This window comes from Paenibacillus sp. Y660 (assembly GCF_057221575.1).
Genome location: NZ_JBXBBJ010000043.1, coordinates 1 through 22,266 on the forward strand (window position 1 = coordinate 1; position 22,266 = coordinate 22,266).

A 22,266-nucleotide genomic window follows, 5' to 3' on the forward strand; every position below is an offset into this window, starting at 1 on the left:
GGGATGGTGAACCCCCAAGAGTGTAGTGGAGAATGCGTGCAGAATATGGATAATTAAGGGAATATTGAGGATTCCTTTGTTTGCGCATGCCCTTACACCCCTTTGGGGCGAGTTCCCCTGTAGATCCAACTTCATCACCAACTCTAAGTGATTTGAAATCCTGCGAATGAGTGAGCATACGTGAGAAAAACCCATAATACCAGAGGGACGGATCTCCTGTCCGCCAATTACGCCTAAATGGTCATAATGCAAAAATAAAATTCCTGTAGGTGCTAAGAAATGGCCTTTGAATGAAAAGGAGCGCCTCTGGTACGATAGGGTTTTCGCGCAACTAAGTGGACAGCAGGACGTTCCGCCAGCGGAAATGACTGTTTTAAAATAAGATAAAAATAGAAATATGACAGTACAGGCAACGCTCTAGAGACTTAATAGGTTGCAAAAGCGCGCATTCTCCGCCAAAATCAACCTATAGAGGAGGCGAGATGATGCTTCATGTTGTAAACGGAGATACGGTAGGCACAAAGCTCAAGGAGGGCGGCGCTTCAGGGGATATTCTCGATTGGCGGGAAATTTATACGGTCGGCCCCGTATTTGAACAGCCTGCGCTGCCGGCAAATCGAGCTGCCAGAGGGCAATATTTGGAGCAAGCGCTGGGCATTCCGCAGCAGCAATGGCGCGAAGGCTCGGAAGCGCAGGAAAAACAACTGGCAAGCTCCCAGCAGTTCGACGATATCGTGTTGTGGTTCGAGCATGACCTGTTCGATCAAACGATGCTCTGCTGCTTGCTTCACAGGCTTGCGGAACTAGACTTAGGCGATACGAAGCTTCATCTGCTAAGCATCAATCAATATCCCGGCATTCCATTATTTCATGGCCTCGGTCAGCTATCCGCGGAGCAGCTGTCCGGCTTGATCGGCACATGGCATGAAATAAACAAGGAGCAGCTCCTTTTAGGCAAAAAAACATGGGAAGCGTACACGTCCCCGACTCCTGAGGCGATCTCTCAACTGCTTCAGCAGGATACTTCTACCCTTCCGTACCTGCATGATGCTCTCCAGCTTCATTTAGCGCGCTTCCCATCCATTCAGAACGGCCTTGGCATTGTCGAGCAAACTACGCTGGAACTGCTCTTAAAAGGCATCGACACGCCCTTGCAGCTCTTCTCTTATGCAACCGACAAGCTTCATGCGCTCGGAATGGGCGATCTCGAATATTGGCTTTGTCTGCGGCGCCTCTCGCAAGGCTCGCACCCGCTCATTGCGATTGAGGGCAATGAAAAGATTCCGACTCTAAATGACTCCCCGCAAGCTTTCTTGCACGTAAAGGTCAGCTTAACCGAGCTAGGCGCTGAGGTTGCGGGATATAAAGCCGATTGGATCAAGCTGAACGGCATTCATGAATGGTACGGCGGCGTGCTGCTCGAGAGCAGCAGCACGCAGTGGCGCTGGGATGACCAGCGCTCCACAATCGTACGTTGCTAAGCAAGCATCGCAACAGAACAGCCTGCCGGGTTTATCCGGCAGGCTGTTCTGTTGCGGCCTAATATCGCTTAACGCCACCAAGACGAGGAAGGATAAACGGCTGCTTGAATGAATACGGTCTCGCCAATTTTCGGAGTGGAAATGCGTGCATTCCTCTCCTTCGCAGCTTTCACGGCGCGTTCCACCGGATCGGTCCAATCATGCATCGCCAGTGTAAATGCTCCCCAATGGATCGGAATCATAACATTGCCCCGTACGTCCAAGTGAGCTTGTACCGTCTCCTCTGGCATCATATGGATCGCGGCCCAGCGCTCATCGTATTGCCCGCATTCCATCAAGGTCAGATCAAACGGACCGTATTTATCGCCGATTTCTTTGAAGTGAGGGCCATAACCGCTGTCGCCGCTAAAAAAGATTTTGGTCGCGCGTCCCTGAATAACCCACGAGCACCACAGCGTAGCATCACGATCCGTAAGGCTTCTTCCCGAGAAATGTCTAGCCGGCGTGCAAGCCAGCTGCAGCCCCTCGCAGGAAAACTCTTCCCACCAGTCATGCTCATCTATTATTGTGGGATCAACTCCCCATTTGATCAAATGCGGTGCAACGCCAAGCGGCACTATGAACCGTTTCACCTTGTCCTTTAGCTTCACGATGGAGCCATAATCCAAATGATCGTAATGATCATGGGATATGAGCACGGCATCGATCATCGGCAGTTGCTCGATTTCAAAGGGCAGCTTGTCGCTGTATCTTTTTCCGCCAAAGAGAGGAAACGGAGATGGAACCTTGCCGAACATCGGATCAAGCAGCAGCGTATGACCCTCGAGCTGAAGCAGAGAAGCGGAGTGGCCGAACCATGTCAGCTTAGGCTGCGGCTCCTGACCGAAATAAACCTCGCTAAGCGGCTCAATCATAACCGGCTTGCCTGGCCTAGCCTTCGGATTCCCTTTCACGAACTGGACAAGCATCTTCAGCTTCTCGCCTGTCGTTGTCTCCATCGAGGTAGGAATCGGATTTATAAACCTTTTGCTGGCATAATACCTTGAGCGACTAAGCTTCTTCCTGCGCTCCTTCGACTGGCTTGCTCCGAGAGCAGGATAATATCGCAGCATCAGATAAACGAAAATGACGAGAGCAGCGATGAGACTAATGATTATAAGCATTCTTTCGACCTCTTTCATCTCAGCTTTTGGACGCAGAAAAACCGCTATCGAAGTATACGTTACACCTTCAACAACGGTTTTATCAAGTTTTTGCGTAAAAGCTTCAGGCTATGCCTTTCTTACACTGCGCATAATGGCACTTAACAGCAGCACGATCACGACAGCTCCAATAATTGCCGGAATAAGCGCAAATCCGCCCATCGACGGCCCCCACGAGCCAAGTATAAGCGTACCCAGCCAAGCTCCGATGAAGCCGGCGATAATGTTGCCGATAATGCCTCCCGGAATGTCACGGCCTGCAATTAAGCCGCCTAACCAACCAATAATACCGCCAACGATCAATGTCCATAATAGACCCATTTTAATCTTCCCCTCTCTATACTGTTATATAGCTATAATTAACCTCTTATGTCCCCTTTGAATCATAGGGGCGAGGTGTAATTTGTGGAAAGAGAGGGGAAAGGGTCCTTTCTTCAAACGCTGCCTTCTGGCTGCGGCACTGCATGCGGCAGAATCACCTCGAAAGTCGAGCCCTCATGCAGCCAGCTCTCTACGCGTATTTCGCCATGATGCAGCTCGACAATTTTTTTCACGATCGACAGGCCAAGCCCGCTTCCGTCAGCCGTCCGCGTCCGCTGCTTATCACCCTTATAGAAGCGCTCGAACATCCGCAGCTGATCCTCCGGCGCAATGCCGATGCCGGTATCTATAATAAGCACCTTGATTTCATTCTCTGCCCGCTTCAGCACGACCTTCACACTGCCGTGGGCAGGCGTAAACTTAATCGCATTATGAATGAGATTGACCCAAACCTGGCTAAGCATCTCCTCATTTGCCACGATCTCCGTTTCCGCAAGCTCGAGCTCCAGCTCGAGTTCCTTCTCCAGCCACTGCGGCTCGCAGGCCAGCACGATGCTCTCAAGCTGAGCATCAAGCCGGTAACGCTTCGTGTCGAGCTGCTGCTGCTTTGCTTCGAGCGTGGTCAGCTTGAGCAGATTGTCGCTTATTTTAGATAGCCGCGTCGTTTCCTTCTCAATAATCGACAAATAATGCTTTTGTTCCTCTGGACTCAGATCCTCGCGCTGCAAGGTGCTCGCAAAGCCGCGAATCGATGTCAAAGGCGATTGAATCTCATGCGATACGTTAGAAATAAACTCCTGACGAAGCAGCTCTACCTGCTTCAGCTCATGAGCCATTTCATTTATGGATTGGACGAATGCGCCGATTTGACCATGATACTTCTTGTCGCGGTCGAGCGAGACATTGAAATCGCCTTTCGCCATCCGTTTCAGCGCATCCATCATTTCGGTCCAAACCGCCTTCTGCTTCGAACGAGTCAGCAAATTAATGATCGCGATCAGCATGAATAAAAATAAGATGCCGAGGCCCCAGTTGACCAATTGCAAGACATACTCTGGCAAGATCACCTCATGCCTTGCATAAAACCATTTTGTGAGCCAATACGCTAGCGAGAAAGCGAGCCCGCTGACTAAAAATACCATCGACAGCGAGCCCATGAAGCGCAGCGCAATCTCGAATTTCGATAAGCGCCGCCGCTTCATTGGAGCACCTCCAGCCGGTAGCCGAGTCCGCGTATCGTACTGATCTTAATCGACACACGCCAAGCCTCAAACCGCTCCCGCAGGCGGTTGATATGCACGTCGAGCGTTCTCTCGTTTCCGTCAAAATCATAGCCCCAAATCGCTTCGATCAACTGATTCCGCGTTAACGTGCGGCCCAGATGGCTAACGAGCATGAACAGCAGCTCAAATTCCTTCGGAGGAAGCGTCATATACTCGGCGTGAACCTTCACCTCATACGTCTGTCGATCCAGCATCAGCTCCGCAACGGATACCTGCTGGGACACCGCGATCCGGTAACGTTTCAGCAGCGCCTTGACCCGGACGGTCAGCTCAGCGGGATCGAATGGCTTCACTAAATAATCGTCCGTTCCCAGATTGAAGCCGCGCACCTTATCGCCCATCTCGCCCTTGGCTGTCAGCATGAGCAGCGGAATATCGTAATGCTTGCGAAGCTCCTGGCACAGCTGCCAGCCGTCCATGTTCGGCATCATAATGTCCAAAATAACCATGTCCGCAGGCGCAGCCTCCATTCGGGCAAGCGCCGCTCGTCCGTCCGGAGCTTCCTCTACGCTCAGACCTTCCTTCTGCAAAATAACGCGGACAAGCTCCCTTATATGCGGATCATCGTCCACAACAAGCACATAGCCCATCTCCACACCCTCTTCCGTTGCTTACGAAGCCGTTCTATTCATGCGAAGCTGGCCATTGGCGAATTCGCGGTACATCGTATGGCTCGCATACAGCTGCTCATGCGTTCCGACGCCAGTGATGACGCCCTTCTCGAGAAATACGATCGAATCGGCATCTACGACAGTCGACAAGCGGTGAGCGATCACGACCGTTGTCCGGCCGACCATCAGGTTCTTTAGCGCATCCTGCACCACTTCCTCCGACTTGCTGTCCAGGTTCGACGTTGCTTCATCGAGCATCAGAATATGCGGGTCGCGCAGCAGCGCCCTTGCAATGGCAATGCGCTGCCGCTGGCCGCCAGAGAGCTTAATGCCGCGCTCCCCAACCTCAGTTTCATAGCTGTCCGGCAAATCCTCAATAAAGCCATCTGCATAAGCCATTCGAGCAGCCTGCTCGATTTCCTGCTGAGAAACCTCGCGGTCCAGTCCGTAGCATAGATTTTCTTTGATGGTCCCCGCTATAATCGGGCTCTCCTGCGAGACGTAGCCGATCTGGCTTCTCCACGAGCGAAGCGAAGCATCCTTAATGTCCGTCTTGCCAAGCCTTATCGCGCCTGAGGTCGGATCGTAAAATCGCTCCAGCAGCGAGAACAGCGTTGTCTTGCCGCTTCCGCTCGGACCGACTAGCGCCGTTACTTTGCCCGCTTCAATCGTGAGGCTCACATCCCGAAGAATCGGCTCCTCCGGCTTATAGGCGAACGATACATTTTCTACCTGCAGCGTCTGATTCATTTCCGTGATCGCTTTGCCGCTATCCTGATCCTCCTCTTTCGCTTCCAAAATGCCAATAATGCTGTCGGTAGCTCCCATCGCCTTCTGAAATTGCGTAAAGAACTGGGCAATTTGCGTAATCGGCAGCATGATTTGGAACAGGTACATGATGAATGCGACCAATTCGCCCGCAGTCATCGCGCCTGACGATACCTGCACGCCGCCAAAGCCGATCAAGCAGACGAGCAGCAGTATAATAATAAACGATACGAGCGGTGATATAAGCGCCTGCATACGGGCTTCCTTCAAGCCAAAGCCAAACAAATTCTGAATGCCCATACGGCCTTGTTCATATTCGACAGGCTCGGAGCCGGATGCCTTCACAAGACGAATCTCCGATACGACACGATTTACGACAGAGGTAAAGCGCGCGTTCTCCGCTTGTGTGTCCTTGGAGATGCGGTACATTTTACGGCCGATTGGCACCATGATCAAGGCGGCAACCGGAAACACGGTGAGCATGATGAGCGTCATCTGCCAGTTCATGTAGAGCAAGATCGACAATGCGCCCAGAATGGACAAAATGCCTGTAAAAAATCCGGTCACATGCTCGGTAATAAGACCCTTGAGCAGCGCTGTGTCATTCGTCAGCCGGCTAATGGTATCGCCTGATGCTTTGTTGTCGTAATACGGAACCGGCAAGCGCAGCATTTTGCTCCACAGCCGCTCGCGAATGGACGATACGATCTTATTGCCGCTGTAATGCAGCAAATAGACGGACACGCCGCCAGATACCACCTGCGCAAGAAAAGCGACCGCCATCCCTACGATTTGCACCGTGCTTAATGAGCCAAGCGAGAATCCGTTCACCATATTTTTTGTAAATAGGGGGATGGTTAGTCCTACAAGCGTCGTAATAACGCTAAGGACAATAGCTATCGTTAACATAACCTTAGGAGGATTCGTCTCCATTATTAGTGCAATGAACCGCTTAACATTGCTGTTTTTATGATCTTTCATCTGTTTCACTCCTATTACTCAATTCTCTATTTTCTATTCTCTCCACCACGTTTTCTACTTTACCTTGCCTTATTAAACGCAGTTTAAACGATGGCAAGAAAAAAAGAGATACAGCTTCTTTTGCATGATGAATTGAATTGGGGTAAAATGGAAGGACTCTTTTGGCTTGAATGTTTTATTCGTTCGCTGGCTGGAGCGCAGAGTTGAAATAAGGCTCTTGACCTTGCCGTTACGGATACCTTTATGCTGGGAAAAGTTCAGAAACAATCTAAGGAGGAAGTAACGATGCCGGATCACGATGCCATTTATGCAAATGAAGCAGACCGTTACCATCAATTAATCGCGAAGCAGCCGGATTTACAGGCAGTCATTGAAGAAATACGGCCCATTAAAGGGCTGGATGTGGTAGACCTAGGGGCTGGCTCGGGCAGGCTGACTTCCGTGCTGGCTGGGCTCGCCAGATCGATTATTGCACTGGATGCGAATGAGCCCATGCTGCAAATTGCGGCAGAGCGCCTTACGCAGGCGGGGCATACGAATTGGCGTACAAAGGCGGCCGATCATCGGCAGCTGCCGCTTGAGGATCAAAGCGCGGATTTAGTTGTGTCGGGCTGGAGCATCTGTTATTTGGCCAGCGACGAGCTTGCGGACTGGGAGCAAAACATTCGGCAGGTCTTGGCTGAAATAAAGCGTGTTCTGCGCCCTGACGGTACTGTAATTATCTTCGAGACGATGGGTACCGGCTATGAGGCGCCTAATCCGCCCAGCTTCTTAAAGCCGTACTACGCTGCCTTAGCCGGGCAATATGGCTTCTCGCACAAATGGATACGGACCGACTATACCTTTGAGAGCGCAGAACAAGCCGAGGAGCTAGCCCGCTTCTTCTTCAGCGATGAATTGGCTGACAAGATCGCGCAAGACAAGATCGTCCATCTCCCCGAGTGCGCGGGCATATGGTGGCTGCATCTCCAAGAGGCATAGGAGCTATTCCGCTTTTTGAATGCACCAGGTTGTCATGCAGCGCTTGCCGGACACGATGACGGTTTTGAGCGGCTCGAATAATTGGCCCTGCAGCCTCGTAGTAAGCGCCATGAGCCGCAGCCTGCATCAAGGATTCGCATCTCCTTCGTGATTCGTCCCTTCAACAGCAGATCAAATAAGTAAATATCGATATCGCCAAACTGCTCCTTCAAATCTTCCAACATCGAGCCGCCCCCCTATCCACAAGACCATTAGGCTGCATAAATATAAACCTTTGTCCGGTACAAATCCCGGCATGTAATGACCTGCTTTGGCTCCCAATCCGGCAGTGCGAAGCAGATGCTTATAATGTGCGCGCCAGGCGTGAGCTGACTCCGCAAAATAACGCTTAAGCGCCGCATCGCTCCCGGATACAGATAACAGACTACCGTATCCACATCCCGGTAACAATATGTGTATAAATCGCCCCTAATGAACGATACATTCGTCTGATTATTGATCTTTGCAGCCAAAAAAGATATCCACATGGGGATAACTGAATTTTCGATGCCGATTATTCGCCAGCCCGTGCGGGCTCTTCCTGCCTGCAGCGCCAGCGTCCCCCAGCCGGAGCCGGCTTCCACCATGACGCCGCGGCTTGGCAGCTTTCTCAGCACAGCTACGACCACCCGCCGCACGGATGCGGGCGAAGGCATCGGCGAGATGCCGTTGCACCAGCTTGCATAGACGATCAAAAGAGCGGCAGCCAGCACGAATGCGGCCACCGCCATCAACATAATCTGATAGATGAGGCTTTCCATGATGCTTCCCTCACTTTTTTACATGAGCTTGCTCCTGCTTTAAGCCTTGTTCCCTCTGCGAACCTTAAGCTGCTTGCCCTTAACGGTCGTGTTCTTCATCACTTCAAGCACGAGCGACCCTTTGCCGTTCAAGATCTCCACATCGGTGACGTTATCGAGTATCGTTATGATGCCGATATCATCAGCGGACACGCCTTCGATCTTCGCGATCGTACCGACAAAATCAACCGCTCTCAGCTTCTTCTTCTTGCCGCCGTTGAAATTAAGCTTCATGATCTGCTTATTCAGCTGCTCGCGCTTGTCTTTTTTGAGAACGGGGCCTACATTGATTTTTTGCTCAAAATCTTCTCTGCGCTGGTCAACCGCTTCTTCCGAGGGCGCCTTCGCTTTCTGAATGCCGAATCCGATATAGCTCTCGATTTCGGCGAGCCGTCTGCTGTCCTTTGGCGCTGCGAAGGTGATCGCTTTGCCCGTCTTGCCTGCTCGTCCCGTTCTGCCCGTGCGATGGACGTAGCTTTCCTTCTCGAGCGGAATATCGAAGTTGATGACATGCGTAATATTCGTAATATCGATGCCTCTGGCAGCAACATCCGTTGCCACTAAGTAGCGGAACTGCCCTCTGCGGAACGCATTCATCACTTCAAAGCGCTCATCCTGCTCCATCCCGCCGTGAATGCGATCGCATGGATATTCTAGTTCCGCCATTTGGCGGAACACCTGATCGACATTTTCCTGTGTCTTGCAAAAAATAATGCAGCTGTCGGGATTTTCGACAATCATAACATTCTGAAGCAAAGCGAATTTGTCCGCTTCCTTCACTTCGATAACCGAATGCTCGATCGTTGCCGTCGTTAGTCCAGCAGCCTTGATCTCGACATGAACCGGCTCATTCATATATTTGTGCGACAGCTTAGCCACATCCTCCGGGAACGTAGCGGAGAACAGCATTGTCACTCTGTCTGCCGGAAGCTGCTGAATAATCGCCTGCACTTGCTCGATAAAGCCCATGTTCAGCATCTCATCCGCTTCATCGATCACCAAATATTTGATGCGCTCCAATGCAAGCGTTCCCCGCTCAATATGGTCATGCACACGTCCGGGCGTCCCTACGACCATATGCGTTCTTTGCTTCAGCTCTGCCTTCTGGATATGAAACGGCGCCTTTCCGTATACGGCCATCGATTTGATCCGCTTGAAACGGCCAATGTTCGTGATGTCCTCATTCACTTGCAGGGCAAGCTCCCTTGTTGGCGTGAGCACGAGCACCTGCGGCTTATTTTCATTCCAATCGACCAGCTCGCACAGCGGAATGCCGTAAGCCGCCGTCTTGCCGCTGCCGGTCTGCGATTTAACGACAAGATCCTTCTGCTCAAGCGCCACGGGGATCACCTCGCGCTGTACCTCGGTTGGCTCTGTGTAGGCTAGGCTTTCAAGCGCCCGTACGATTTCATTGCTTAAAGCATAATCCGAAAAATTTGTTTCACTCATCTATAGACCTCATTTGCATTTTTATCGTTCATTCATTCGTACTCTTAAGAATAGCACACTACTTTGCCTTTTGATCTATAAACCTTATTATAGCGCTTTCGCACACCGTTAAACGACGCAGCAGCGATTATTTTATATCCGCTTAACAAAGTGAAGTTATGGGTACAAGAAATAGCAACCGGTACTACAAAAAGTGAGTACTAGTTGCCAATAGATTAGGTCATTATAATACAAATATACCAACATGAAAGGCATGTGAGTGCTATGCTTCGGTTAAACGTAACGCGTGTCGGCTTTCTAATGGGCGTGTCCCTGCTGCTTGCTGCCATTATCTACTTCTTCGCTGCCAACTGGGGCGGTCTTGGCCGCGCCGATAAAATTCTCGCCTCTGCAGGCATTATGGTGCTGTTCTACGGCGTAAGCTTTATTTTCTCCAAAATGAAAATTATGCTCGGCCATCACTCCTTTCTGTCCGCTATCTTTCTGGTCGGCGGCTGCATTTCGTTCGGCGCTGCTGTGGCGCTTCTAAATCAAATTTACAATTCGCATGCCGACAACTACGAGCTGTTTCTCGTTTGGTCGATACCGGCACTATTGCTTGCTTTTATAACCCGCTTCAATCCGTTCTACTTGCTGGCGTACGCGCTGGTTCATCTCACCTTGTGGCAATATTTTTTCCCCACCTCCCTGCATGTCGTTCACACCGACAGCGAAATTCTGATGATCGGCTGCTTTTTTGCCTTAATCAATCTCCTTCTGTTCGTTCTTGTTGAAGCCAAGCTGATAATATCGGCCCCGCTGAAATACGCGAGCTTTATCGTCTTCCATATCTCCTTGCTCGTCTTAACAAACTCCATGCTGTACGAGCAATATGGACCGTGGATGAATATCGCCAGCGTAGCTGCCATTGCACTTGGATTCTACTATTTCACCCGCGTGCATTTGAACAAAATCATGCTGACGCTTAATGCGCTTGCCGCATCCGCTTTCGCTGTATTCAAGTTTTTGGAGCTGATGTCGGAGCATGCTTCCACTACATTTTTTGTTTTTGGACTGGTCTTTGTCACTTTGCTGCTGACAGGCAACGTTTTTTTCTTCCGATACTTGAACAAGCTGGGCTCACAGGCTGCACATCCCAAGGAGCAGGAAGCCGACAAGGAAGCAGATGACCATAAAAGCGCTCTTGTGGGCAAAATTGTATCCACCATCGTCACGATAATTGGCGTACTAATCGGCAGCATTTCCTTAATCGGCCTAGTCTTTATGGCATCCGATTCGGTGGCGCCGGAGAACGTGCTGCTTATAATCGCCTTCCTGTTCATTATTCCCGTTCTATTGCTGCGCCGCCTAAATGCCGTTGTTCGCTACACAGTGCTTACCATCGGATACGCTGCGGGAATGATCGCTATCGCTTGGATAGATTTAGCGGGCATATCCTTGCTCTTCCTGGCCGTAACGATTGCCGGCTGGTTCAGCCTGCAAGGACGCGCACAGCATTTTTTCATCTATTCATTGATCAATATCAATATTGCCATTCTTCTGCTCCAGCTGTTCGAATCGGTATATCAAGCCGCTTCCTTCATCGTGTTCATTATGGCGAGCCTGAACGCGGTCATCTATGCAAGTCAACTTCTTGTTAAAGAAGGCACTCTAAAGCAGCATATAAGAGAATGCGGGTTGTTCTTCACGCTGCTGCTTCTGTTCTGGCTTACCTTTATGGACAATATTTTCCCTTATTCATACGAGCTGTTCAACCTATTGAACTTCATTGTCGCGACAGCGTTAGCGTTCTTTTATGTTCGAAGCAACCGCGTGCTCGAGGCCACTGTGAGCTTGATATTCTGGTTTGTATATATCGCTTTCAAATATTACGATTTGTTCTGGACGCTGCTGCATAAATCGATCACACTCGCTCTGCTCGGCCTAATCGCGATTGCGATCACTTATGTTTTTGCCTACCGCACAAGAGCTGCTGTTCCAGAAGAAGCCAATGCATTCAGCCGATTGCTGCGCAGAAGCCCTATACTGATTGGCATCGTTATTGTGCTGCAACTGGGTTATGTGGGCTATCATGCCGCAACTAGCGAGGCCTTGCTCTCGAAGGGCACCTCGATTAAGCTGGCGATCGAGCCGATTGATCCTAGGTCTATCCTTCAGGGGGATTATGTAAGGCTGGGCTACAGCATTTCAACCCCTCCGGCTAATGTCGCTAAAGAAATCGAATCGCGCCGAAGTCTTAGCCGGATCAAGGTCGTGCTCCGTCCAGGCGACAACGGGGTTTACGTTTTTGATCGACTATATACGAGCGGAGAAGCGCTAACCGACAAGGAGATCGTGATCAATGGCACCTCAAGCGGCTGGCAATCCATTAATTACGGTATCGAAACGTATTTTGTGCCCGAGGGCACCGGCACTGAAACCGAGCAAAATGCTCGCTTTGCTTACGTAAAGGTGGGCAAGAGCGGCGATGCGATACTGGAGCGATTAAGCAAGGAGTAACTCCAAGCCTCTTTATAACAAAAAATAGCAGGATGAATGCCGCTACCACGCTGCATACATCCTGCTATTTTATTAATTCGCCAGCTTGCTAAGCTCAGGAAAATCCTCTAGATAGCCGTTTCGCTCAAGCTCCATCAATGCCTTCCGAATGCTTTGCTCGTCTTCGCCGGATTGATCAGAGAGCGCCAGAAGCTCTGGCAGACTAATATCCTTATGCTCCTTGCAATAGGTTAACAGACCTTTTGCCGCCCATGACAAACGGTCATCCTGGAATTCACCGATCATTTTGCGAAACAATTTATGTGGGATTAGCTGCTCATCAACTAAGGCTTGCATCGCTTTAATCGCATACTTCGTTGTCATACGGCCTTTCTTGGCAACCTCATCTATGGTGAGTGATGCGGAATCCGCGGTGCTTGAGCTAAGCACGATATAAATCATTTGCGAATAGATGTCCAAGCTCGGTTTATAAAAGATATCAGTGGAAACGGTAAAATTGCGAACATTGCTGGGTGAAAGTTCTGTTGACATGATGATGCTCTCCCTTCCGATTGGTCTATACCATAATAAAGGTTCGGATACGGGGTTTCAAATGAGGCTTTATTAAAAAAAGTTAATTTCCTCAAAATCCAATTCCCCCCAGGCGGCCAATAGCAGCGTATAGGTATTGCCCGGGCAATAGCAGACGAGTCTACGGGAAGCCTTGATAGCGAGAAGAAGATCGACGTTCTTCAAGCGCTTCGGAGGGATATTTAACAGCCTTCACGCAATAACAAACCAGCCGATCCCTTATAAGAGATCGGCTGGTTCCTTTTTTTAGAGCGATTATTGCTATTGCTTCGGTGCTGCTGCATGATCATCGGAAGTGACGATCACAATTTCAGCATTTGTAATAGGCGGCAGCGATTTCGTCATCATTTTGGAATGGTAAGCGACAATTTTGGTTCCTGCTTTAAGTACGGGTTCTCCGGCAAGCAGCGGAATCACTTTTGTGTCCTCGGAGATATTCAGAATAATATCATTGTCTGTGGATTGGTCAGAGCCTACATTGACATATACCTGGCCTTCCGTTGTACGATCCGAAGCGACGACTGTGCCTTCAATTTTGCTCGTTTCCGTTTCTTTCACAATAATTTTTTCGGCTGTTGTTTGAGCCGGGTAGATCATTGCCAACACTTCACCATAGCTCACTTCAACGCGAACATCATTTTTCAAAGCATCCTTCGTTAAAGGGCTGCCATCTTGGCCTACGATTTGTGTTTTCTCGTCTACGGTTAGGATGACATGATCTACTCCGCCTTTAGCCATCGGCTTGCCAATTACGGTGTACTTATCATCCGTAATGTTCGTAATAATACCGTCTGTGCCCACTGCATTTTGCTCATTTTCGTCAGCCGTAGTGTCCACCACCACATATTTTGTTGTTGCTTGAGGCGGAATGCTCATCGTAACGGCCGGGCCGTAAAACGCTTTGACGCTCATGCCTGGCTTGATCGCGTTAGCTTCAATAGTCTTGCCATTTTGGTCAAGAAGCTGTGCTTTGTCGGCAAAATGCAAAACGATCGTATCCTCGATCGAGGTATAAATATCTTTTCCTTTTACGACAATCCCGTTTTCTTTCACTTCAGACACGGTGCCGTCAATTGCGGTAAAGCTTTGGTCTTGTACGACAAGCGTCAATGCTGTTCCTTGTGCTGGAATGCTTTTTGTAATCGCTGCGCCGTAAAACGCTTTAACGACTTTCTTCTCATCAATAATCGTTTTTAAAGGAACTCTTTTTCCTTTTGCATCAACAATCTTTGTATCCTTGGTGATCGATAGTACGATTTCACTCTGATCGCCTACCGCAAGAGCGCGGCCAGTAACGGTAATGAATTTGCCTGTTTTATCGTTTACGAAATTCGTAATTTGACCCATAGTAGCCGGTACAATCTTAAATTGATTTTGAACATTTCCTTGCCCGTTATGGATCGTATGAGGCGGAACGTCCTGCGCGCTTGCTGCCATCGGCATTGCTGCCATCGCAAAAATAGACGCTGTTGCTAATACTTTGTACATTTTGTTCATCTGTCATTCCTCCAATTCTGAATCATGCTGCATGTTCGGTTATCGAAATGGCCTGCATGATTTTAGACGGCGAGGTTTTTTGGAATGTTGCACAACCCTCATTTATGTATGGTAAATATTTACTTAGTTTTGTGTATTGTGTGAACGTTTAATCTCATTCTATTGGGTAAAATGGTCCATCCCCTGCCTCGCAGCGGTGTCGGTATTTGTCTAAATCGACACGCCCCTCCTCACTCGTTGCGACGCCCTCCCCATTTAAGAACAGCGTCTGCATATAACGGGCTTCCTCATCCCGAATCGCGATCTCTCCCTTTGCATTAACGACTCTGTGCCACGGAAGCTGATGAATATCGCTTAGCGAATGAAGAATCCGCACGACCTGACGCGCGCCTCTGCGGCTTCCCGCATGCTCCGCAATTTGTCCATAGGTCATAACTGACCCTTCCGGAATGGCTTTAATGACCGCAATAACCCTTTGAGTAAAAGGCTGCATATGTGTCACTCCCTCTCTAAAAATATAGTGCTTTCGGTCCATGATAGCGCATAACATTATTTTTTTTGAAAAAAGTTATAAATTTCTTTTTAACTTTTGCCTAAAACGATGTAGAATAGAAGCAAAGGGTTCAAATCCGATTACGTCTACTCGCTATCGCATCTCCTTTCTTGAAGCGGAGATTAAACTGTTATGTGCACACAAACATTTTTTCGAGAAACTATGTGAAAAGTGTAACAATCTTTTAACAGTGTATCCTTACCTTAGCGGCTGACACAATTGTGACTAAAACTTACTTTCAACTTTACGTAAAGGAGGACATTCTATTATGTCACAACCATCTGCAGGACAAGAGATCGCAGCAAGCCTAATCGATGAGAAACAATCGTTGGATGTACTTGATCAGTTAATGAAGCCGGAGGTTCAACAGTCATTGACTGTGCTCGTGGACAATCTTCCGAAATTAGCTGAAATGGTCACGCTTATGACCAAAGCTTATGATTTTGCACAAAACATTGCTACAGACAAAGTATTGATCAACGATTTCGCTCAAGGTATCGGTGAATTCGTCAAACCGGTCCAAGAGAAAGCAAAAGGTATCGCTACAGCAGCTATTGAAGCGGGCGAGCGCTCCCAAGAAGCTGCCGGTTCTACTGTTGGCCTCTTCGCTATGTTGAAAATGTTGAAGGATCCAGAAGTTCAAAAAACGCTGCGCTTTGCGCAAGCTTTCCTTAGCGTGTTGTCTGAACGCAAAAACGTATAATACACTGATTACGCATAGAACGAACGGAGGATGAACATGTCGAAGCAAATTTTAATTCTTGGTGGCGGTTATGGCGGCTTGCTTACTGCTCTAACAGCACGCAAACACTTGTCAGCAGCAGAAGCTAGCATCACAATCGTGAACCGTTTCCCCACTCACCAAATCATTACTGAGCTGCACAGACTTGCAGGAGACACCATTGCTGAGCAAGCGGTTGCTCTTCCACTTAGCAAGCTGCTAGGCGACAAGCATGTCAATATCATCGTTGATTCGGTGAAAGAAATTAAACCAAACGATAAGCAAGTTGTTCTTGCAAGCGGTCAAGTACAGAAGTACGATACGCTTGTTGTGGCGCTCGGAAGCGAAACGAACTACTTCGGTATCCCAGGCTTGGAAGAGAACAGCCTTGTTCTTAAATCCGTTGCTGATGCCAACCGCATCCGCAAGCATGTTGAGGATCGTCTTGACGCTTACAAAAAATCAGGCAACAAAGCTGACGCAACGATCGTTGTGGGCGGCGGCGGCTTGACTGGCGTTGAGCTTGTTGGCGAATTCGCTGACAGACTTCCTGAGATTTGCCGCAGCAAAGGAATCGACTTCAATGATATTTCGCTTTATTGCGTAGAGGCTGGTCCAGCCGTTCTGCCAATCTTCCCGAAAGTATTGATCGACCGTGCTGTGACAAGCCTTGAGAAACGCGGCGTAAACTTCATTACTAGCGTTGCAATTACAGAAGCAACAAAAAGCTCCGTTTCACTTAAAGACGGACGCACAATCGAGTCCAGCACAATCATCTGGACTGGCGGCGTAAAAGGAAACCCTGTTGTCGGAAGCAGCGGCCTTGCAGAAGACCGCGGCCGTTCACTCGTTACGCCAACGCTGCAATCCACATCTCATGCTGATGTTTTCCTTGCTGGAGACTGCGCAGTTGTATTCCCAGAAGGCAGCGAGCGTCCTTACCCGCCAACAGCACAGCTTGCATGGCAAATGGGCGAAACGGTAGGCTACAACCTAGCGGTTCAAATCAAAGGCGGCGTGATGGATAAGTTCGTACCCGTATTCTCCGGAACGCTTGGCAGCCTTGGCCGCAAAGACGGCGTAGGTACGATCGGCGGCAATGCGACGCAATTGAAAGGCTTGCCTGCATCCTTGATGAAGGAAGCGAGCAACGTTCGTTACCTTTCGCATATCCACGGTTTGTTCGCACTTGCGTACTAATAGACGGAAATAGGAAGAAGGAGGGCAAGCTGCCCTCCTTCTTTTTTTGTTTACGTACTCGCAATCGTCTCAATCAATAGCTGCGGCACTCGTAATTTTGTTCTTGCCCGAATTTTTCGAGATGTATAAGGCTTTGTCCGCAAGCTGAAATAGCTCTTCAAAGGTCATTCCGCTTCTTTCCGTGTACATAAGTCCGCCACTGGTCGTGACCGAAATGGACTTCTCCTCGGTTATATGCGTTTCGCTGCTTTCTATCATTTTTCGCAGCCGCTCGGACCGTTCTTGGCTATCTCCCTCGCTGCTATCCCTTAGAAATACCGCAAATTCCTCGCCGCCTACTCTTCCTACAATGCCGCAATCTGCATAAGCCTTAAGCAATAGGCTTGAAAAGGTAATCAATACCTTATCTCCTGCCAAATGCCCATGTACATCGTTAACCTTCTTAAAATCATCGATATCCAGAAGCAGCAAGGAGCAGCCCGAGCTTGTCTCATTCAGATTCTCCCGCACTCTCTCGACAAAATGTCTGCGGTTAAACACGCCCGTCAGATCGTCAATTGTCGCTTGCGCATACAATTTCTGTCCAGTAACTCTGGCATGATGCGCTTCCTGTATTTTATAATCCATCGCTTGCCTTAGACGATGAAACACATATACGATAGCAATCAAACTAGACATGAACAGCAGTATTACAAAGGTGTGGATAAGCATTGTTGTCGTAAATTGGTTATATGCAGCTTCGCCAACCTCCAGCCTGTTTACATGAATGAACTTATTCACAATATATATGCCGTTCAGCAATAAATTGAGGGTACAAACGATGATCATGAACCATCGGTCGACATACAGGCAAAATAACGTCGCAAGCGGGAACACGAATGTAAAAGTCACCGACGTTGTCGCAGACAATAAGGTGAACACGTACATCAAGAAGAAGCCGCTAAAGGTCGCGTATCTCACATACCTTGTGAGTGGATTTATTTTGTAGAAGATCGTACCTGCAATAACAGACACCATTCCTACTGTCAATATCGAAACCACAAATACTATCGAACGAGTCCCCTTTACAAATTCGATCAAAAAGCCGGCCGATAGGATAAAGACCATCACCCAGCAAATGATGATTACTATAAAGTTTACAGCGCTTTCATAAAAAAAAGGCTTCTGCTCTTTTATCTCGAATGCTCCTCTCTGCCGAATCCATTTATACGTATATCGTATAAAGAAATGGAGGCCTTGTCGTTGAAAGTGTTGCTCCGCAAGCAGCTTAGAATTGGCGGGTTGTACGCTCATCATAACACAAAAATAATGCCAAGCGTGACTTTATCACGCTTGGCATTATTTTGTGTTACTAAGCATTTCTTGATATCACTAAGTAATACCTAAAGTTTCCCATAAAGCTGGTTTATTCTGGAATTAGCTCCATGCTTCAATATCATCATCATCTATTTCTTCTTCGACAACCGGCTCAGGAGCAGATGCCGAAGAGGATTCTTCGACGGCTTCCGCCTCTTCCGAAGCAGCAGCCATTTGCTCTATGCCAGCAGCATAAGGCCGATATTCGCTTGCTGCTTGCTGAGAGGCAGAGGAGCTCTGCAGCATATTTCTCTCCATCGGAACGAATGCCTGCAGGTTGCGAACACCATTCAAAGAGATTTCATTCTCGACCAAATAGCGTAGAGAATCCATCAGATTTGATTGCGAGTTCAGCCATTGCATAACCAATGGGTCTTCTGTTTTTTTGGTTTTCAAGCTAATATTGTCGCCAGGAAGCTTCGTTTTCTTCATAACATTCACCTACCAGAATCCGTTAGATTATGCCCAAGCATGCATGCACGATGCAACTTATGCAGGCTGAACCGCTTTATTTTTGAGCGCCTCATAAATTTTGCCGCGCACAAAAGCGTCGAGCCCCATTGCATTCAGCAGCACCGCATAATCAGCCGGAATATACAGCAGCTGCATTTCTCTTTCTGTGCATAATTCTTTAAGCTGCGGATATAGGACCGAACGCATTAGAATGCTTCCGCCGCCATAAACACAGATGAGATCGATCTCATTGCGGGCCTTCGTGAGCTGTTTTTTGACATGCTGCACAATTTGTCTAACCTGGCTCTCAAGCGGTCTCTTTAATGTTTTCAGTGCCCTAGCATGGTATTTATGCTTCGGATTTTTGATGACATCACTGAAAAACTGCCTTGGGCTATCCGGCAAATGAATGAGTCGGTTGAACTCCTGCAAAGCTTCCTCAATCGCATATCCAGCGCCGTGGTGGCTGCCGTGAACGAATTGACGCAAAAATTTATTGCCCTCGGTAATCGGATATTCCGTTGAGCCATCTCCGATATCGATATGAAGAATTCGCTTGTCTTTAAAATAGCTGCCGTTAAACTTTTTCTCAATCCCATAGGATTGCAGGAAATCATCAAAGATTTCCCCTTCTCTCCATCCTCCAGCGGAATCCTTCTGCAGCGTGAAAATAACCGGCGTTGCCTCTGGAACAACCTTTGCGAAAGGGAATACGATTTTTACCGCTACGCGCTGAATGCCCAAATGAACGGTCACGTGATGCGTACCGGTAGTAAACCGTTTCTCAAATTTCGCAGACGTTTCATCCGTATGCTGCGTAACCGGCAGCGCCGTAGCCATATCGACCTCCACGTCGATTTGCGCAGGTATATTCTTCTCTTCCTCGTATGCCTTCTGTACAGCCATCGCTGCAATTTGAGCCAGCGTATTAATAACCGGAAGATCCATATCGCTTTTCAGATCGATGCCGATTTGAAGGTTGTCCAATATTTCTCCGCTTTCGAGAGCAAACTTCCCAACATAGTACATGCCTGGTCTTGCGGCAGGCGAATCAATCGTGACGACCAGTTGGTCCTGTAAGTTTTTCAAAAAGCTTTCCGGCGATTGCTCTTCGCTCCATGGAAGCTCGTCCACCGTGCAATTCACATTCGGCTGCTGAATCAGTTTACCGTCGATAATAAGATCATGCTCACTGTTTCCGTTATCGTTGCCTACAAAGAAATGATAATTCATAATTGCTCTCCTCCTAGAAAAGATTTTTAGGAAACAAAACTAGCTCATGGCGTATGTTTACAAACATAAAACATTCCTTGGTATTACTTTGCCATACAAAGTGTTAGTTTACATCAAGCTAGAGACCCAGACCCCATTAAACTTTTCTCATCTCTTTTTGTCGGAATATGTGCGTATGAAGCGGTTGTAGGGCGATGCTGTCGGATTTTCACAGTAAAAAAAGCTAACCCGTATTCAACGAATTAGCTCACCATGATGCTTATTCAACTAATTAAACGTCTTCGGAAATTGCTTGATAATGCCAGCCGAGAGGATGTCCGCGAACATAATCATATGCTCCAGCCCCTTATCGGAGGCTGCGACATCGGCCTTCCAATCCTTTGTAAGCCTAGCCATTATGTCTTCAGTAATGAGCTGCAAATGCACATATAACATCTCTTTTAGCTGCTTATCCGTCCAGTTCGGGTTGGCGCTGCTAAGAAAAGCTGCAATTTCATCCGCATTTCTGTGCCACTCTTTGTTGTATTTATCTGCATCTGCTTGATTCCCGCTCTTCATCGCAGATAATAATTGGCCAGCAATCGAAATGTGCTCTTTCAAGAGCACAGCCAGCTTATTGCCTGCTTCCTCGCCATAGAACGGCTTGACCGCATCCCCAATATCCTGCTGGTTTTTAAGCAGTCTATCCAGCACAGTCTGCTGATCCTCCAGCCCTGCTATCGCACTCACTATGTAGCTTTTTGTCCATACGACATGATCGGTCCATAGCTTTCTCATATCTTCCTTCAGCTTTACGGCAGCTGGGCTTACATAGCCCTCATGACCATTGCGGTGATGATTGCCGTTTGCTTCCGCGCTTAGCGGTGCTGCACTGAAAGCCATGATCATACATACTAGCGTGGCGATGAGTAATCTGTTCTTCATGGGTACCTTCTCCTTTAATGACACGAATGGAATAGCGAATAGCCAGTATAGTATTTGCTATTCCTTACATTTCATTCATAGAAGCTGGCCAAGAGGTGTAGGCATGCCATCGATACTCTTCGAATTTTTCTCTTTTCGATATTCCTTCAAGCCTTCTTCGCCTTTCTGAACCGCCCAGCGCTGCAGCGTGTCTCTCTCTCCCTCATAGGACATGAACGGGATCGAGTAGCCGCAGGAGGTCTGTACCTTGTGCACTTCGATGTCAATAATTTGCCTAGCGCCCGGAAGCGGCGCGAAGAGCGGATACAAGGCATCCCACTCCGCTGTGCCAGGGAGCACGACGGTGCCCGTTCCGAACAATCTCAAGATGTTGGGAACTCCATCAAATGCGCAAAACATAACGGTAACTCGCCCGTTCTCATACAGATGCGCGCTTGTTTCATTTCCGCTGCCTGTCAGGTCTAAATAGGCAACGCGATTAGGGGATAAAATGGTGAAGGAGTCATGTCCTTTCGGAGAGATATTAACATGTCCCTCTTCCGACAACGGCGCCGATCCCACGAAAAAAATATGCTGCTGACGGATAAATGCTTCATGCTGCGGCAGCATCGCATCAAATTGTTTTCCCATAATGCCCTCACCCTTCTTATTCCAAAATCAAATACTTTATCCTATGAAGATCTGTTGTTAGCTATTAATGTATAAGCAACCTTCCCATCTTGTCAATTCATTGAACAAAAACGGCGGCGGGGGTGCATCGCTTCGAACAAAAGCTTTGGGCTTATATAAAAACAATCCGCTCCGCGCCATCAACGACGGCATACTTAAGTGGAATGATTTATATTTACTTTTGATTGTGGCGAGCGGTATGATGCAAGGCCGGGACTGGTGGATAAAGTGCAGCGTTCGAAGCTGACGGAAGCAAGCGGCAAGAAAAGAGATTTATATGTACTTATGCGTGTGGCGAGATACAGGGCTGGGACTGGTGGATAATATGCCGCGTTCGAAGCTGACGGAAGCAAGCGGCAAGATTAACGGGAAAACCTCCCGTTATTTCAAACTATTTTGGTCAGAAATCAGGATTACAAGGAATTTCTCCAGTTAAATTTTCCTTTTTGAGCGAATATGGGGGATTGTGCCAATATTAACGGGAGTTTTTCCAGTTAAATGTTCAAAATCGATACATTTCGAAAAATTAGCAGGGGTTTTTCCAGTTATTTAATAAAGTTTTGATAGGTTGGGGTTGGGGTTGGGGTTGGGGTTGGGGTTGGGGTTGGGGTTGGGGTTGGGGTTGGGGTTGGGGTTGGGGTTGGGGTTGGGGTTGGGGTTGGGGTTGGGGTTGGG

21 protein-coding genes are annotated in these 22,266 nt (G+C 48.4%); 5 read left to right on the forward strand and 16 right to left on the reverse strand.

The genetic code is table 11. From position 1 onward, the window contains the following. The first annotated feature begins 482 nt into the window (after positions 1-482). The gene (locus tag AC2TDN_RS25090; protein WP_484690563.1) at positions 483-1,481 is read left to right on the forward strand and encodes a DUF1835 domain-containing protein; all 999 of its coding nucleotides are present in this window, start codon (positions 483-485) and stop codon (positions 1,479-1,481) included. Between the two features lie 68 nt (positions 1,482-1,549). Here the strand turns inward: AC2TDN_RS25090 and AC2TDN_RS25095 are convergent, their stop codons facing one another. From AC2TDN_RS25095 to AC2TDN_RS25115, 5 genes are all read right to left on the reverse strand, one after another. Next, a complete protein-coding gene (locus AC2TDN_RS25095) occupies positions 1,550-2,479 on the reverse strand; it encodes an MBL fold metallo-hydrolase (RefSeq protein ID WP_482066293.1) in 930 nt (309 codons plus the stop codon). 273 nt (positions 2,480-2,752) lie between these two features. After that, positions 2,753-3,004 (reverse strand): GlsB/YeaQ/YmgE family stress response membrane protein, encoded by a 252-nt coding sequence (locus AC2TDN_RS25100; RefSeq protein ID WP_482066115.1) that lies wholly within the window; start codon positions 3,002-3,004, stop codon positions 2,753-2,755. A gap of 113 nt (positions 3,005-3,117) precedes the next feature. Next, positions 3,118-4,206, reverse strand: a complete 1,089-nt coding sequence (locus AC2TDN_RS25105; protein WP_484690564.1) for a sensor histidine kinase — start codon at positions 4,204-4,206, stop codon at positions 3,118-3,120. Further along, a complete protein-coding gene (locus AC2TDN_RS25110) occupies positions 4,203-4,877 on the reverse strand; it encodes a response regulator transcription factor (RefSeq protein ID WP_482066117.1) in 675 nt (224 codons plus the stop codon). The genes AC2TDN_RS25105 and AC2TDN_RS25110 overlap by 4 nt, the downstream gene beginning before the upstream one ends. A gap of 21 nt (positions 4,878-4,898) precedes the next feature. Beyond that, positions 4,899-6,647: an ABC transporter ATP-binding protein gene (locus AC2TDN_RS25115; protein ID WP_484690565.1), complete on the reverse strand. Its 1,749-nt coding sequence runs from the start codon at positions 6,645-6,647 to the stop codon at positions 4,899-4,901. A 285-nt stretch (positions 6,648-6,932) separates the two neighbouring features. Between AC2TDN_RS25115 and AC2TDN_RS25120 the strand changes: the two genes are divergently transcribed. Continuing rightward, positions 6,933-7,628: a class I SAM-dependent methyltransferase gene (locus AC2TDN_RS25120; protein WP_484690566.1), complete on the forward strand. Its 696-nt coding sequence runs from the start codon at positions 6,933-6,935 to the stop codon at positions 7,626-7,628. Positions 7,629-7,660: 32 nt separating this feature from the next. On the opposite strand, the gene AC2TDN_RS25125 is transcribed toward AC2TDN_RS25120, so the two are convergent. Genes AC2TDN_RS25125 through AC2TDN_RS25135 form a run of 3 tightly spaced genes read right to left on the reverse strand, consistent with a single transcriptional unit; the run spans position 7,661 to position 9,916 of the window. Next, entirely contained in the window at positions 7,661-7,852 is a 192-nt protein-coding gene (locus AC2TDN_RS25125; RefSeq protein WP_484690567.1) for a hypothetical protein, read from the reverse strand. Positions 7,853-7,879: 27 nt separating this feature from the next. Further along, positions 7,880-8,428, reverse strand: coding sequence for a class I SAM-dependent methyltransferase (locus tag AC2TDN_RS25130; protein ID WP_484690568.1), 549 nt, complete (start codon positions 8,426-8,428; stop codon positions 7,880-7,882). A 39-nt stretch (positions 8,429-8,467) separates the two neighbouring features. Then, positions 8,468-9,916 carry a DEAD/DEAH box helicase gene (locus tag AC2TDN_RS25135; RefSeq protein ID WP_484690569.1) on the reverse strand — a complete coding sequence of 483 codons (1,449 nt, stop codon included), beginning with the start codon at positions 9,914-9,916 and terminating at the stop codon, positions 8,468-8,470. A 264-nt stretch (positions 9,917-10,180) separates the two neighbouring features. Between AC2TDN_RS25135 and AC2TDN_RS25140 the strand changes: the two genes are divergently transcribed. Then, the gene (locus AC2TDN_RS25140; RefSeq protein ID WP_484690570.1) at positions 10,181-12,415 is read left to right on the forward strand and encodes a GDYXXLXY domain-containing protein; all 2,235 of its coding nucleotides are present in this window, start codon (positions 10,181-10,183) and stop codon (positions 12,413-12,415) included. 72 nt (positions 12,416-12,487) lie between these two features. Here the strand turns inward: AC2TDN_RS25140 and AC2TDN_RS25145 are convergent, their stop codons facing one another. From AC2TDN_RS25145 to AC2TDN_RS25155, 3 genes are all read right to left on the reverse strand, one after another. Further along, positions 12,488-12,946 carry a hypothetical protein gene (locus AC2TDN_RS25145; protein WP_482066124.1) on the reverse strand — a complete coding sequence of 153 codons (459 nt, stop codon included), beginning with the start codon at positions 12,944-12,946 and terminating at the stop codon, positions 12,488-12,490. A 300-nt stretch (positions 12,947-13,246) separates the two neighbouring features. Continuing rightward, positions 13,247-14,482, reverse strand: a complete 1,236-nt coding sequence (locus AC2TDN_RS25150; protein WP_484690571.1) for a peptidase — start codon at positions 14,480-14,482, stop codon at positions 13,247-13,249. A gap of 154 nt (positions 14,483-14,636) precedes the next feature. After that, entirely contained in the window at positions 14,637-14,975 is a 339-nt protein-coding gene (locus tag AC2TDN_RS25155) for an MGMT family protein (protein WP_482066126.1), read from the reverse strand. Between the two features lie 328 nt (positions 14,976-15,303). Here AC2TDN_RS25155 and AC2TDN_RS25160 point away from each other — a divergent pair, with 328 nt between their 5' ends. After that, complete coding sequence (locus tag AC2TDN_RS25160) at positions 15,304-15,738, forward strand: DUF1641 domain-containing protein (protein WP_482066127.1); 435 nt, start codon at positions 15,304-15,306, stop codon at positions 15,736-15,738. Positions 15,739-15,774: 36 nt separating this feature from the next. Then, positions 15,775-16,956 carry an NAD(P)/FAD-dependent oxidoreductase gene (locus AC2TDN_RS25165; protein WP_484690572.1) on the forward strand — a complete coding sequence of 394 codons (1,182 nt, stop codon included), beginning with the start codon at positions 15,775-15,777 and terminating at the stop codon, positions 16,954-16,956. Between the two features lie 69 nt (positions 16,957-17,025). Here AC2TDN_RS25165 and AC2TDN_RS25170 read toward each other — a convergent pair whose 3' ends face one another. The 5 genes from AC2TDN_RS25170 to AC2TDN_RS25190 form a co-directional block, all read right to left on the reverse strand. Further along, positions 17,026-17,985, reverse strand: a complete 960-nt coding sequence (locus AC2TDN_RS25170) for a GGDEF domain-containing protein (RefSeq protein ID WP_484690573.1) — start codon at positions 17,983-17,985, stop codon at positions 17,026-17,028. Positions 17,986-18,372: 387 nt separating this feature from the next. After that, positions 18,373-18,744, reverse strand: coding sequence for a hypothetical protein (locus tag AC2TDN_RS25175; protein WP_482066130.1), 372 nt, complete (start codon positions 18,742-18,744; stop codon positions 18,373-18,375). A gap of 57 nt (positions 18,745-18,801) precedes the next feature. Beyond that, positions 18,802-19,998 carry a ParM/StbA family protein gene (locus AC2TDN_RS25180; protein ID WP_482066131.1) on the reverse strand — a complete coding sequence of 399 codons (1,197 nt, stop codon included), beginning with the start codon at positions 19,996-19,998 and terminating at the stop codon, positions 18,802-18,804. A gap of 267 nt (positions 19,999-20,265) precedes the next feature. Continuing rightward, complete coding sequence (locus tag AC2TDN_RS25185; protein ID WP_484690574.1) at positions 20,266-20,922, reverse strand: glycosyltransferase; 657 nt, start codon at positions 20,920-20,922, stop codon at positions 20,266-20,268. 75 nt (positions 20,923-20,997) lie between these two features. Continuing rightward, a complete protein-coding gene (locus AC2TDN_RS25190) occupies positions 20,998-21,552 on the reverse strand; it encodes a pyridoxamine 5'-phosphate oxidase family protein (RefSeq protein WP_484690575.1) in 555 nt (184 codons plus the stop codon). Positions 21,553-22,266 lie beyond the last annotated feature (714 nt).